This is a genomic window from Isachenkonia alkalipeptolytica, assembly GCF_009910325.1.
Classification (GTDB): Bacteria; Bacillota; Clostridia; order Peptostreptococcales; family T1SED10-28; genus Isachenkonia; species Isachenkonia alkalipeptolytica.
On sequence record NZ_SUMG01000001.1, the window covers coordinates 188216 to 202979 of the forward strand.

Annotated in this window: 8 protein-coding genes; all 8 read left to right on the forward strand. The window is 45.5% G+C overall.

Annotation, left to right across the window (positions count from 1 at the left end; all coding sequences use genetic code 11):
* Position 1: 1 nt before the first annotated feature.
* The 8 genes from polX (at position 2) to ISALK_RS00945 (ending at position 14763) form a co-directional block, all read left to right on the forward strand.
* The gene (gene polX / locus ISALK_RS00910) at positions 2-1765 is read left to right on the forward strand and encodes a DNA polymerase/3'-5' exonuclease PolX (RefSeq protein WP_160718354.1); all 1764 of its coding nucleotides are present in this window, start codon (positions 2-4) and stop codon (positions 1763-1765) included.
* 36 nt (positions 1766-1801) lie between these two features.
* The gene (locus tag ISALK_RS00915; RefSeq protein ID WP_160718355.1) at positions 1802-2656 is read left to right on the forward strand and encodes a GNAT family N-acetyltransferase; all 855 of its coding nucleotides are present in this window, start codon (positions 1802-1804) and stop codon (positions 2654-2656) included.
* A gap of 96 nt (positions 2657-2752) precedes the next feature.
* Positions 2753-5272: a U32 family peptidase gene (locus tag ISALK_RS00920; protein WP_160718356.1), complete on the forward strand. Its 2520-nt coding sequence runs from the start codon at positions 2753-2755 to the stop codon at positions 5270-5272.
* Between the two features lie 291 nt (positions 5273-5563).
* Positions 5564-6106: a hypothetical protein gene (locus ISALK_RS00925; protein ID WP_160718357.1), complete on the forward strand. Its 543-nt coding sequence runs from the start codon at positions 5564-5566 to the stop codon at positions 6104-6106.
* Positions 6107-6455: 349 nt separating this feature from the next.
* Positions 6456-10718 (forward strand): 2-hydroxyacyl-CoA dehydratase, encoded by a 4263-nt coding sequence (locus ISALK_RS00930; protein WP_160718358.1) that lies wholly within the window; start codon positions 6456-6458, stop codon positions 10716-10718.
* A gap of 178 nt (positions 10719-10896) precedes the next feature.
* The gene (locus ISALK_RS00935) at positions 10897-12756 is read left to right on the forward strand and encodes a preprotein translocase subunit SecA (RefSeq protein WP_160718359.1); all 1860 of its coding nucleotides are present in this window, start codon (positions 10897-10899) and stop codon (positions 12754-12756) included.
* A gap of 70 nt (positions 12757-12826) precedes the next feature.
* On the forward strand, positions 12827-13342 hold the full coding sequence (locus ISALK_RS00940) for a PAS domain-containing protein (protein WP_160718360.1): 516 nt from the start codon (positions 12827-12829) through the stop codon (positions 13340-13342).
* A gap of 14 nt (positions 13343-13356) precedes the next feature.
* Positions 13357-14763, forward strand: coding sequence for an HD domain-containing phosphohydrolase (locus ISALK_RS00945; RefSeq protein ID WP_160718361.1), 1407 nt, complete (start codon positions 13357-13359; stop codon positions 14761-14763).
* The last annotated feature ends 1 nt before the right edge of the window (position 14764 follow it).

Below are 14764 nucleotides of genomic sequence, written 5' to 3' on the forward strand. Positions count from 1 at the left end.
AATGGATAAAAAAGAGGTGGCGAAAATCCTGGAGGAAATCGCGCTTATGCTGGAGTTGAAAGGGGAGAATACCTTTAAAATTCGAGCCTACCAAAATGGAGCCCGAAGCATAGAAAACCTGGAGCAGAACCTGGAGGAACTGGTAAAAAGCAGGGAACTGGGAAAGGTTCCGGGAATCGGAAAAGGTCTTAGTGAAAATGTAACGGAACTGATTAACACCGGAGAAATGACATATTACCAGGAACTGAAAGAGGAGTTTCCGCAAACCCTGTTTGATCTTTTCAAGGTGCCGGGGCTGGGCCCGAAAAAAGTTAAAGTTCTCTATGAAAAGCTGGAAATTGAAACGCTGGGAGAACTGGAGTATGCCTGTTTGGAAAATCGGTTAACGGACTTGAAGGGCTTTGGGAAAACCACCCAGGAAAAAATCCTTCAGGGCATCGAAAACCTGAAAAAATACCGGGGGAAATACCTAGTATCCACGGGAATCATGGTGCTGGAAGAATTGCGGGATTATTTTCAACAAGAGGAAAGAGTTCTTCGTTTCAGTGAAGCGGGCAGTCTCCGGCGACGTAAAGAAGTGATTAAGGATGTGGATATTCTTGCCGCCGTTAAGGAAACGGACCGTAAGGCCCTGGGGGATTATTTCATTGCCTTTCCCCGGGTGGAAGAGGTCATTGCCCAAGGAGCGACCAAGATCAGTGTCCGGCTGGATTTAGGTATCAATGTGGATTTACGGTTGGTGACGGAGTCGGAATTTCCCTACGCCCTCCATCATTTTACCGGCAGTAAGGCCCATAACACCAAAATACGGCAGATGGCCAAGAAAAAAGGACTGAAAATGAATGAATACGGCATTTTTGACGGGGAGGAGAGAATCCCGGCGAAAACCGAAGCCGATGTGTTTAAGGTGCTGGACCTTCCCATGATTCCACCGGAGCTTCGGGAAGATCAGGGGGAAATTGAGGCCGGGGAAGCCGGAGAACTTCCCCCACTGGTGGAAAAACAGGACATTAAGGGACTGTTTCATATCCACAGCCATTACAGTGATGGCATAAACGCTGTGGAAGAGATTGTTCAGGAAGCTGTGGAGCGGGGCTTTCAGTATATCGGAATTTCCGATCATAGCCAGACGGCCTACTATGCCAACGGCCTGAAACCCAAGGATATAGAAAGACAGCATCGGGAAATTGAGAGCCTTCGGGGAAAATACCCGGAGATAAAAATTTTAAAGGGCATTGAATCCGATATATTAAAGGACGGCAGTCTGGACTATGAAGAGGAGGTGCTGGAAAAATTCGATTATATTATCGCCTCCCTGCATTCGAATTTGAAGATGGACCGGGATTTGATGACGAAGCGCCTGATCGGCGCCATTGAAAATCCTTATACGAAAATCCTCGGTCATATGACCGGACGGTTGTTGTTGTCCCGGGAGGGTTGTGACTTCGACGAGGAACAGGTCTTTAAGGTTCTACAGAAAAACAAGGTAGCTGTGGAAATCAACAGCAATCCCCATCGCCTGGATCTGGACTGGAGAAAATGCAAAAAAGCCAAGACCATGGGGATATCCATTACTATCGATCCCGATGCCCATAAACTTTCCGGTTTTGACCATGTAGACTACGGTATAGGAGTTGCGAGAAAGGGCTGGATCGAAAGGAAAGAGGTAATTAACGGACAAAGCTTTTCGGATTTGAAAGTATTTTGGGGCCTGAACTTGGAGGATAAGAAATCGGAGCAAGGGGAAAATACAAAACAATCATAGCCCTGAATCAAGGGAGGCACAAGGAGGCATAGGAAAATGGAAGAAACCCTTCGACAGGGAATCTACGAAGACAAAGAACAGATACTGGAAATATCCAAAACCGTGTGGGAGCGAAACGACTTTATCCTTCGAACCGTGGATAGCTGGCTGGATCCGGAAAGCGGCAAGATTTTGGTGGTGGAAAAGGACGGGGAAATCCGGGCCTTTGCCAAGATGAGTTATTTAACAAAGATCGATTACTGGCTGGAGGGACTGAGGGTAAAGGAGGCATATCGGGGCAGGGGTTATGCGAATCTATTAACAGGTGAACTGATCCAAGAAGCGAAAAAAACCAACCCCCGGTCTCTGCGTTTTGCCTGCCACCGAAAAGCGGTAGGTAGTATTCGCTCGGGAGAAAAACACGGCTTCCTTCGAAAAGCGGAGTTGAACTTTATTCTCTGTGAAAAATTGCCCCGGGTAAAACCTGAAATAAGGATTTCTCTCCTTTCCAAGGACCAAAATCCCTATGAGAAATTACGGGAATTTCCCCAGTTTTATCGACACCACGGGTTTTTGTTCGGGAGCAAGTGGAAGTTTCTTCCCGCCGAGGAAAGGATCCTGAAAAAACTTCACCGGGAAGGGAAAATTCTCGTCACCGAAGAGGAAAAGGATCTCTTAGTTTATGATCACGACAGCGACGACCTGCGGCTACTCTTTTACGCCGGCGGGAGGGAAGGGGTAAAACAGCTGATTTTAGCCCTGGGAGAAAAAGAACCGGGGAAATTGATAAAAACCATGACCCTGCCGAAGTCAGAGTACAACCCGATCTTTCAGGAGCTGGGCTTTCATATGAAAGGGGAAAGGGAAGTGGAACTCCCTCCGAATGTTTATCTTTATGAATATCCTTTATAACTTATAGGCAAAGGTCCTTTTGGAAAAATTAGAAATTAGTTTTATGCGTTAAGGTTCGAGTGTAGGTTTGAGTGTTAAGAAATGAGGGATTCATTGATGAAGGATCGATTGAATGCAGGAAAGAAAAGCGGGAAAAAGCCTCCCGTTTATGAAATTTTAGCCCCGGCGGGAAGGCGGGAGGCCTTAGAGGCGGCGGTGCAAAACGGGGCCGACGCCGTCTACTTATCGGGAAAGGAGTTCGGTGCCCGGAAATTTGCCGCCAACTTCTCTAAGGAGGAGCTTTTATCAGCTTTGGATTACTGTCATGAGCGGGGGGTTTCGGTGTATGTCACCGTAAACACCCTGTTGTTTAATCAGGAGTTTGAAAAGCTGAAGGAGACCCTTGACTATTATTACGGCATCGGTGTGGACGCCGTGATCGTACAGGATATGGGAGTCCTATCCTTTATCCGGAGGACCTATCCGGAAATGGATATTCACTGTTCCACCCAGATGTCGGTACAAACCGTGGAGGATATTCGCTTCTTAGAGTCCCTCGGGGTAAAACGGGTGGTTCTTGGCCGGGAAATGTCTCTAGAGGAGATTCGCCGGGCAAAAAAGGAGACCGATGTGGAGCTGGAAGTTTTTATCCACGGGGCACTTTGCATCTCGGTGTCGGGACAGTGCTTAATGAGTAGCATGATCGGAGGTCGAAGCGGGAACCGTGGGAGTTGCGCCCAACCCTGCCGACAAAAATACACCCTGTATAATGAGGATTCGAATAAAGAAATTCCCTCGGAAAAGGGAGATTATCTCCTGAGTCCCAAGGATCTTGCCGCCGCTGAAAATATTGCCGCCGTCATTGAAGCCGGAGGGTATTCTCTGAAAATTGAGGGGCGGATGAAAAAGCCGGAGTACGTGGCCACCGTGGTTCGAGTATACCGACAGCTGATCCGGGCCTCCTACGGTGATGAATTGAGAGGAAAAGACGTTGAAAAAGCCTTGGAAGATCTGACCATATTCAATCGAGGGTTTACCAAAGGGCATTTATTCGATGACCCGGGTAAAGATTTTATGAGCCTGAAGATTCCTGGAAACCGGGGGATCTATATCGGAAAAGTGCTGAAACAGGATCGTTCCTCGGAAAAAATCGCCATCGCTCTGGAAAGGGATTTGTCCCATAACGATGAAATCCAGCTGCAACGCCGGGAAGGAACGGTGGGAGGCCGGGTGGAGCGACTGGAGGACCGGGGGAAAGTGGTAAAACACTGTTCCAAGGGAAAAACCTGTGAAGTTAATTTCAAACACCGGGTAACGAAAGGAGAGCCGGTTTATAAAACCTTTGATGAGGTTTTAATGAAAGAGGCCCGGCAGACGTATCATAAGGAGTTTTTAGAAATTCCGATTACCGGGGAGTTCACATTTAGAGAAGGGCTTCCTCTTCGGGGGATGCTCACCGATGGAAAAATAAAAGTTCTGATGGAGAGTACAGAGGTTCCTGAGAAAGCCAGGGGGAAAAGCCTTACGATTCAGGGGCTTCAAAAGCAACTTTCTAAACTGGGAGGCACGCCGTATAATATGAGGCGTATTGATGTGGACCTTCAAGGGGAATTGTTTATTCCTGCAAGGGCAGTCAATGAGTTGCGCCGGGATCTGGTGGAAAAGCTTAGTGAAGAGCGAATACAGCGATATCGCCGGGATTTCTCCTCTCTAAGTTTAAACGGCGGAGATATTATTGCCGGTGAAACCGATGGAAAGGAAGAGTCACCTAAGAGAAAAACACCGGTGGAAGGCCAAGAGTCCGGGAATCCTTGGTCGATAGAACTTACCTATAGTGCGGCAAACCTGGAGCAATTGGATAAATTGCTGGAATTACAAGGGAAGACCATTTACTATAAAGAACTGGAAACATTGAAAGAGGCCTTTGAAATGGTCGAGGGGAAAAACTTTTCCGGGGATTTTATTCCGGAGGTCTATGGGGCCGCCACGGGGAAGGAACTGGATACTTATAAAAAAATAATTTCCAAGGAAAGGCCCTCCCGGGTATTGGTTCAATCCTTCGGCCATATCCCGGAGTTTGAAGGGGTTGCATTGACGGGGGACCTTTCGTTAAATGTGGTCAATGACCGCTCCTATGAATTTTATCGAAGACAGGGGGTTTCCCGGATCACCCTCTCTCCGGAGTTGACGTTAGCTAAAATCAAAGAGATGAAGTTCGAGACGAAGGCCACGGAAATTTTCGGCTATGGGCACCTGCCGGTGATGGGGCTGAAGCACTGTCCCATAAGTACGGTAATGGGACTTCAGAAACACTGTAACGCCTGCAAAGAAGGGGATTACAGCCTGGTGGACAGAATGGGTGAGCACTTTCCTCTGCTTCGCCGGAATCACTGTTATGTTGAACTTTATCATTGTAAAAAGCACTTTTTGCTTGAGGATCTGAAAGTCCTAGAACAAGCAGGGATAGGGTACTTTCGACTGAATTTTGTGAAAGAGTCCTCAGGAGAAGTGGAAAAAATCGTGAAACTTCACCGCAGGGTGCTCAAGGAAGGTTTGACCGATGAGATCAAGGATCTTCTTCGATGGATGAAAAAAGAGGAAATGACTAAGGGCCACTTATACCAAGGAGTGGAATAAAAAAAGACAGGAGACTTATCCCAGGTGGATAAGTCTCCTGTCTTTTTTTCCTTTGTTCCATTGTTCTTAGGTAAGAAGTCTTTCATGAGGACACCTTTCCTGGTCCTAGAGTTATGGTGTCGTGCCAAATCCCGGGGCTATCATTCACAGGATAAATCTGAGCCTCAGTACAAATATAATATAGTGTATTCGGAAGGCTTATGGTATAATAATTAAGCAGACATAAAACTCTGAAAACTACCGATCATCCGAAGGAGAGAATATCAATTGAATAAAAAGGCAGGTGCTTTCATGGATCGAACAGAAATACTGAAAAAACAGAACCGGGTTGTGGTACAGCTTTTATGGATCGCCGGGTTTTTAGCTTTTTTAAATAATTTACTCAGTGTTCGGGACCCTATTGCCGGGACTCTGATTATCGGTGTGATCGGAGGACTGGCTCTGATTATGTCCTATCTGGTCTACACCAATAAAATGCTTCACTCCGTAAAATATTTAGGAATTGCTGGAATCTTCATCACCGTATTCGTCTTTATTGAGTTTACTCCGGGGTTGCTATCCTACCTTACCATTTATATCGCATTGTTTATTCTAGGGATTTATCAGGAACAGGAGGTCATAACCATAGCAGGGGTCTTAAGTATTATGGTCTCCAGCTACGCTTTTTTCATGCATAAGGAGATGATATTCCATGAACGATACTTTGACCTGCTCTCCCTCGTCTCCATAAATTTCTTTATATTACTGGCCTGTGTGCTGTTAATTATTCAAAGTCAGTTCGGTTTACGATTGCAGCGGGATATGAAAAGAGAACATGAAACCCCAAAGAAATAAAAGCTTAAAGACCACCGAGGATTCTGAAAAATCTTCGGTGGTTTTTCCAGTAATTAATTTACGCGTAAATGGGTATACATCCTAATAACCGGCAAGTTATTTGGTGAAAAGGTAAAGTGCCTGGTTATTTAGTAAAACTTTGGGTATGAGTGAACAGTCATTTGTTACAAAGGATTAAAACACAGGAAAAGGAGAATAATAACTATTCTTAAAAAAGAGACTTTATGGTAAAATATTGTTCAGAGATTATAAAGTACAATATGAAAAAAATAAAAAGCTTGAAAATTCAAGCAAGAATTAAGGGGTATTAAAAGACTAAGCATTAAAATTAATGATGGGGTGAGAGCGTATGAATAAGGTCTTAAATATCGGTTTAGATGTGGGATCCACAACGGTGAAAGCTGTTGTTCTCAATGAAGAAAGGGAAACGGTTTTTAAAGATTACCGACGTCATTATTCCGACGTAAAAAACACGGTGAATGAGCTTTTTAACAACATGGAGGCGACTTTTAATCAACGGGAACTCCGCATTACCGTCACCGGTTCTGCCGGCCTTGGGCTTGCGGAGACGTTGGACATCCCCTTTATTCAGGAGGTAACCGCCTGCAGCAAAGCCATTGGACACTTAGCCCCAGAAACCGACGTGGCCATTGAACTTGGGGGAGAAGATGCGAAAATCATGTACTTCACCAATGGTATCGAACAGCGGATGAACGGCACCTGTGCCGGAGGGACCGGAGCCTTTATCGATCAGATGGCCTCTTTACTTAAAACCGATGCAGGAGGGCTTAATCAATTGGCCACAAAGCATCAAACCATATATCCCATCGCTTCCCGTTGTGGGGTATTTGCGAAAACCGACATTCAACCTCTGTTAAACGAGGGAGCCAACAAATCGGATATTGCCGCCTCGGTGCTACAAGCCGTGGTAAACCAAACCATTGGAGGTTTGGCCTGCGGAAAACCCATCCGGGGAAAGGTTGCTTTTTTAGGTGGTCCATTAACCTTTATGCCGGAATTGAAAGAACGTTTTCGCTCCACCTTAAATCTGCGATTCGAGGATGAAGTGAAGTTGCAGGATACTCAGTATTTTGTAGCAATGGGGGCCGCTTATGCAGCTTTTAACGAAGAAACCATGGAACCGAAATGCTTATACGATCGAATACCTAATTTATTTTGTGAAAGCAAGGATATTGCAGAAAGTTTAGAACCACTGTTTGGCAGTGAAGAGGAGTATGAAGCCTTTAAACAGCGGCACAGCAAAAACCAGGTGAAAAAACGGCCCTTAGCGGAAGCTACCGGGGAGCTTTACCTTGGCATTGATGCCGGGTCTACCACCTTAAAGGTGGCGGCGGTGAACGAAGACAAGGAACTGGTATTTTCCCATTACAGTTCCAATCACGGCAATCCACTGCAAATCGCACGGCAAGCGGTACAAAAGCTCTATGCTGAGATGCCAAAAACCGCAACCATTGCTCAAAGTGCGGTAACCGGTTACGGAGAGCAGCTCTTAAAGGCAGCCCTGGGTGTAGATCACGGGATTATTGAAACTGTGGCCCATTCCAAGGCGGCGGACTATTTTATGCCCGGTGTGGATTTTATTTTAGACATCGGCGGTCAGGATATGAAAAGTCTTCGGGTCCATGACGGAGTCGTAGACTCCATAATGTTAAACGAAGCCTGTTCCTCGGGATGCGGCTCTTTTGTGGAGACCTTTGCCAATGCCTTGAATCATGAAGTGGAGGAATTTGCAAAACTGGGAATTTTTGCAGAAAACCCGGTGGATCTTGGGACCCGGTGCACCGTATTTATGAACTCCCGGGTAAAGCAGGCCCAAAAGGAAGGGGCCAGCGTCGGAGATATCTCCTCAGGAATTGCCATCTCCGTGGTGAAAAACGCCCTGTTTAAGGTAATACGCATGCGGTCTAAGAAGGATTTGGGCGAAAAAGTTGTTGTTCAGGGTGGCACCTTCTATAACGACGCCGTTCTTCGTGCCTTTGAGCGGATTGCGGAAAAGGAAGTGGTTCGACCGGATATCGCCGGAATTATGGGAGCCTTCGGAGCCGCTTTGATTGCCAAGGACAATCGGGATCCTAAATTTCAAAGTACGTTTTTAAGCCGGGAACAGCTGGATGAATTTAAAGTGCTTTCGGAAAATAAACGGTGCCAACTATGTAATAATCACTGCCAGCTGAACGTCAATTATTTCTCCGACGGCCGTCAATATATTACAGGGAACCGCTGCGAACGGGGTTCCAATGTGGTGAGCAATAAAGAGCCCATGCCCAACATCTACGCTTATAAGCTCAAGGAAGTCTTTAAAATCCCGAAAACCGAAAAAACCCAAACCCGGGGTATCGTCGGACTGCCGCGAGTACTGAATATGTACGAGGACTTTCCCTTCTGGGCAAGATTTTTTACCAGTCTGGGTTATCAAGTGAAGCTCTCAGGGCATTCCACTAAGAAAATTTATGAACTGGGTATGGAAACCATTCCTTCGGAGAGTGTTTGTTACCCTGCAAAACTGGTACACGGACATATCGAAGATTTACTGAATAAAAAGGTGGATATGATTTTTTATCCTTCCATCCCCTTTAATATTAAGGAGAACCCTGAGGCGGATAATCAGTTTAACTGCCCCGTGGTCACCTCCTATCCCGAAACCATCAAGGCCAATGTGGACCGGCTCCATGAGGAGGATGTGGAGTATTTGCATCCGTTTTTACCCTTAGATGACGAAAAGCGAATGATCAAACGGATCCAGGAGGTATTCGCCCATAAGAATATCCCTCGAGGAGAACTGACAAAAGCTGTGAAGGAAGGCTATGAAGCGCTAGAGCACTACAAAGAGAAGGTGCGTAGGGAAGGGGAGCGGATCCTGGAATGGCTGGAGGAAAAGAATAAAAAAGCCGTGGTATTGGCGGGGCGGCCTTATCATATCGATCCCGAGATCAATCACGGAATTCCGGAACTGATCGCCTCTTACGGATACGGAGTTCTTTCCGAGGATGCCATCAGTCATTTGGAACGGGTGGGGAGACCTTTAAATTCTGTGGATCAGTGGATGTATCATACCCGTCTTTATGACGCCGCCGAGTACGTAACGAAGCATAGAAATTTGGAGCTGGTACAGCTAAACTCCTTTGGTTGCGGATTGGATGCCGTAACCGCCGATCAGGTAGCGGATATTTTAAAACGGAAAAATAAGCTAAGCACTTTGATAAAAATTGACGAAATCAATAATTTGGGAGCTGCACGAATTCGCATGCGTTCCTTGTTTGCCGCTGTGGAGCAGCGGGACAAAAAATCCGTGCCGGCAATCGAAGAAAAACCGGACATTCCAAAGGTTCTTTTCACCAAGGAGATGAAAAAGACCCATACCATACTGGTCCCTCAAATGTCGCCGATCCATTTTCAGTTTCTAGAGCCCGCTCTGCAGTCGGAAGGCTATAATGTGGAGTTTCTCCCTGCCATCGATACCAAGGCCATTGATGAAGGATTGAAATATGTAAACAACGATGCCTGTTATCCTTCGATTCTGGTAACGGGACAAATGATGAAGGCCCTGAACTCCGGAAAGTATGATCTGGATAAAACCGCCCTGATCATCTCTCAAACCGGAGGGGGATGCCGGGCCACCAATTACATCGCCTTTATTCGTCAGGCTCTATATGAAGCAGGGATGAGTCAAGTCCCTGTAATCAGCCTAAGCGCCCAGGGAATCGAAAAACATCCCGGTTTTAAAATATCCCCCAAGCTATTAAAACGACTGGTGGAAGGGGTGCTTTACGGAGATCTATTCATGCGGGTACTCTATAAAACCCGACCCTATGAGGCGGTGCCCGGTTCGGCCAACGAATTGTATAAAAAATGGAGGAAAATCTGTACCGAATCCATTGAAGGAAAAACCGGCAGAAGTTTCAAGGAAAATGTAGGGGATATCGTTCAGGATTTTGATGAACTGCCCCTATCGGATATTCAAAAACCCAAGGTGGGCCTTGTTGGTGAGATTCTGGTGAAATTCCATCCCACAGCCAACAACAATATTGTGGAAATGATCGAAAAAGAAGGAGCGGAAGCGGTTATGCCGGACCTGATGGACTTTTTCGCCTATTCCTCCTATAACAGCGTGATTAGACGGGAATATCTGTCGGGTTCCATGAAAAACGCTATGATGGCAAAAACCGCCATCAGCGCTATTGAATTTATGCGAAAGGCCATGACTGAGGCCTTGAGAGACAGTAAGCGTTTTACTCCTCCTGCATCTATTGAAGAGCTGGCGAAACTGGCGGCACCTCATCTGTCTCTTTGTCATCAAACGGGGGAGGGGTGGTTTTTAACCGCCGAGATGTTGGAGCTTATTGAACATGGCGTGGACAATATAGTATGCATGCAACCCTTTGCCTGTCTTCCGAATCATATCACTGGAAAGGGTATGATTAAGGCATTAAAGAAAAGCAATCCGAAGACCAATATCGTGGCCATCGATTACGATCCCGGTGCCAGTGAAGTTAATCAATTAAACCGAATTAAACTGATGCTTTCTACCGCTTTTGAAAATCTGGACCCCAAAGGTCCCGAGGAAACCAAAGGATTTGAAGAAAGTTTCTAAGTCTCAGGAATACAATAACCCAGGATGAATAGTTCCTAAAAACCCTGAAAGCTAAAAGCTTTTAGGGTTTTTTGAAAAAAAATTAAAAGTAAACAGGAATCTTGAGCAGAGATATCGAATTACTAATAGAGAGAACATGGAAAAATGTTCAGATCAAAAAAATGAATCGAGGTGTACTATGAAAAATTTACTTAAAAAATTCTTCGGAGGTTCCACTGTTAAAACCAAGGAAGAAGTAAAACAGCCAAGGGAAGACTTTCGGTCCTTTGAAGAAGCTTGGAAAGAGGTCGTAGACCAGGATTTTAAGGAACCGGCGATTGAAACTGCTACAGCCCTTACCCTGGGACAGGTGGTGGTAAATTCTGATCGGGAATCCCGATTTCAAGGAATGGCCTTAGCTACCTATCTTAAAGCCTCCCGAGGGGAAAGGGTACATGTTATTTCCATCAATGAAGCCGTAGCCTCCCGTCGTTTTGAGGAGCTTCAAAGTCTTTATGAAGCCTTGGGTTTTACCGCCGGTCTTCTCAGTCGTGGTCAAAGCAACAAAGAAAGACAGGAAGTCTATCAAAAGAATGTGGTTTTCGGCACCTCCGGAGCATTTATTTATGATTATCTAAAGGATCAGAAAGTTCTGGATGCAAAAGAGCGAAGACAGCCTGTCCGGTCCTTCGCCATTGTGGAAAAAGCCGATCTGGTTCTTCTGGATCAAGGCACACGGCCTGTGGGTATTTTTGAACAGGATGAAAAGGTTATCGACAGTATCACCCTGCGCAGTTATTTTTCCAACTACCAGAATTTAAGCGCCTTAGTGGACTTTGATGGAGGGGACCAGCCGGAGTTCTCCGATCTTTACGGTATGGAAACCCGAAAGATCGGAGAGCAAAAAGCATCGAAGAATTCCGAAGAAGAACCCCCGGTTCGAATTTATAAAACTCTTGAAGAAAAACGAAAAGCCATCCTAGAGGAACTGAAACAAAGAGCGGGATCTTCTGAGCCCTTATTGGTATCCCTTCGCAGCGACGAAAAAGCGGAACTGTTGATGGAACATTTAGATGGAGAGGGAGTGTCCTATCGCAGTCTTTTATTAAAGGATGATAGTAAGGAAAAGGCGTTTGTACAACAAGCATTGGAAAATCAGGAGATGATGCTGGTGGTCAATCCTGTATCCCGGGGAGTGGAAGAATTCTTACCGGAAAACATTCATATTCTCAGTACCGAGCGCTATATGTTAAAAAGGAATGACCGGCATCTGATAAAAATGGCGGAAAATGCGGGGAGTAAAGGAACGGTGGAGTTTGTTCTATCTCTAGGGGATGATTTGCTGGATGTGTTTTCCGAAGAGGAAATGGAACACTTTAAAGACAGTATCAACGTAGAAGCGGGGCAGCCTATTGAAAACGGCAAAGTCCGTGAAATGATGGAATACGTTCAACAGCGAATGAAGGAGAAGAATGCTTCCCTTCGAAGTTATGTACGAAACTTTGAAGCGGTGATACAGAAACAGCGGGAGGTGATTTACTCCGAGCGGGAAAAAGTTTTGACGGAAGAGGACATCAAACAGCATGTGTTGAACCTTATGGAAAAAGCCATCAATGAAGAAATCGATAAATATACGGCCAATAGTGTGTTTCCTGAAGAATGGGATTTAGAAGGGTTGGCCGAGACCCTCAGCAACAGCTTTTTACCGAAGGAACAGCTGGTATTCAGCAATGTAGAGGATCTTACGAAGAAGGATTTGAAAGGTCATTTGATTCAGAAGGCCTCGAAGGCCTATCTTGAACGAAAAAAAGAAATGGGGGAAGAGTCTTTCGAAAGAATGCAAAGGATCTTGCTGCTGAAAATCATCGATAGGAAGTGGTCGGAGCATTTAGAGGCTATGGAAGAACTTCGCCAGGACATGAATCTGCGGGCCATGGGAAGGCAAGACCCAATCCGGGCCTTTCAGGTGGAAGGCTTTGAACTCTTTGAAAACATGACGAAAACCATTCCAAAGGACCTGATGCATGGACTTTTCAGTATTGAGCCCTTAGAACAATAAATAGTGGTTGCTATTAGGCTTTAAAGTTTTATAAACTGTATAGTAGAAAAAAACACAGGAGGAGATTCCTTTGGCTATCCCAGACGCAGTACGCACAATTCCCATGTTACAACCAAATTATACCCCCTTGGAAACCCTAGGAATTCTCACTCTTCCCATGCTTTTGTTTATTCTGCTGGTGGTTCGGCAAAGAAGGCGTAATCGGGAACTCAGTAAAATGAAGGAAGAACTGGAGCGTTTTAAGGAACGTTATGAACAGCTGTCAGAGCAGAGCGGCACCTTCATCTGGGAGGTGGACCGTGAAGGCCTCCATACCTATGTGGATCCCACGGTGGAAAAGGTTTTAGGATATACCCCCGGAGAAATGATCGGCAAACGAACTTTTTATGATGAGCTTTACCCTGAGGACAGGGAAAAAATGAAAAACTTTGGATTTATGGTTATGGCAAAGGGGGACAAAATTAAAAATCGGGAAGTGCGACAACTCCATAAAAATGGTCATACCGTATACACCATCACCAACGGTCTGTCCATCCATGACGGAAAAGGAAATGTGATTGGTTACGGGGCACTGATACGGATATAACCAAGCGAAAAGAGATGGAACTGTCCCTTAAGAAAAGCGAAGAGAAATATCGATTGCTCTTTGAAAATGCAGTGGAGGGCATTGCGGTGTTGCAACAGGGGAAAATTAAAATATGGAACCCCATGCTTCAGAATATGTTGAAGATTTCTGGAGAGGAGTTACAGGATAAAAACATTGGAGATCTGATTTATGTTGAAGATCGGAAACGGGTAGAAGAACTTCACTTTCAACGGGTACAGGGCTTAAAGGACCAAATCACTGAAGAATTCCGTATTGTACGCCAGGACGGAAGCCTTCGCTGGCTGGAATCCAAGGGCATACAGATTACCTGGAACGGAAGCCCCGCTTCCCTGAATTTCTTAACGGATATCACCGAGCGAAAGGAAACGGAGAAAAATATTCTGCACCTTAGCTATCATGACCAACTAACCGGGATTTATAACCGTCGCTTTTTCGAAGAGGAACTGAAGCGCTTAGACAATCCTCGAAATCTGCCCCTGTCCATTGTGATTGTGGATGTTAACGGATTGAAACTCTTTAATGATGGATTCGGTCACGAGGCCGGGGACCGGCTAATTATCACCGTGGCTCAACTTCTGGATGGAGAGAGTCGTGGCAATGATGTGACCGCCCGTATAGGGGGAGATGAATTTGTGGTGATGATGCCCAATACAGATCAGACCCAGTTAAAAGCCTTTCAAAAACGTTTTGAGCAACAATTGGCCAAGAAAAACCTTTCGGGAATTCCTATTTCCGTATCTATGGGGTATGCAACAAAATTTGAACAGGAGATGAGTGTTCAGGACATATTTAAGCGGGCAGAAGAGCGGATGTATCGAAGAAAAACCGAGGACAGCTCGAAATACAAACGTAAAACCCTGGGTCGTATTATGGAATCGGTTTTTGATATGATTCCCTGGGAAAAACGTCATGGGGAAAACACGGCAAAGCTGGCCAAGCTATTCGGAGAAGTCATGGATTATAGCGATAAGGAGCAGGAAAATTTAAAATTGGCGGGGTACTACCATGATATCGGGAAAATCGGTGTGGACCGGAAAATTTTAATAAAAAACACAATGTTGGAGCCTGAGGAGATGCGGGTTGTGGAAAGGCATCCGGAGGTGGGCTATCAGCTTTTAAATACCACCAATGAAACCCTAGCCATTGCGGAAATGGTGTTGTATCACGATGAAAAGAGGGACGGCACCGGCTATCCCCAGGGGCTGAAAGAAGAAGAAATTCCCAAAGGGGCTCGGATTCTTTCCATTGTGGAGGTTTATGAAAATCTTATCCATGACCGGCCTTACCAAAAGGCCTTAAATCCTCAGGAAGCAAAAGCCATTATGGTATCGGAAAAGGGTAAGGCCTTCGATCCGGAACTGGTGGACATCTTTATTGAAGAAGTGGAAAAGATCACTTGAC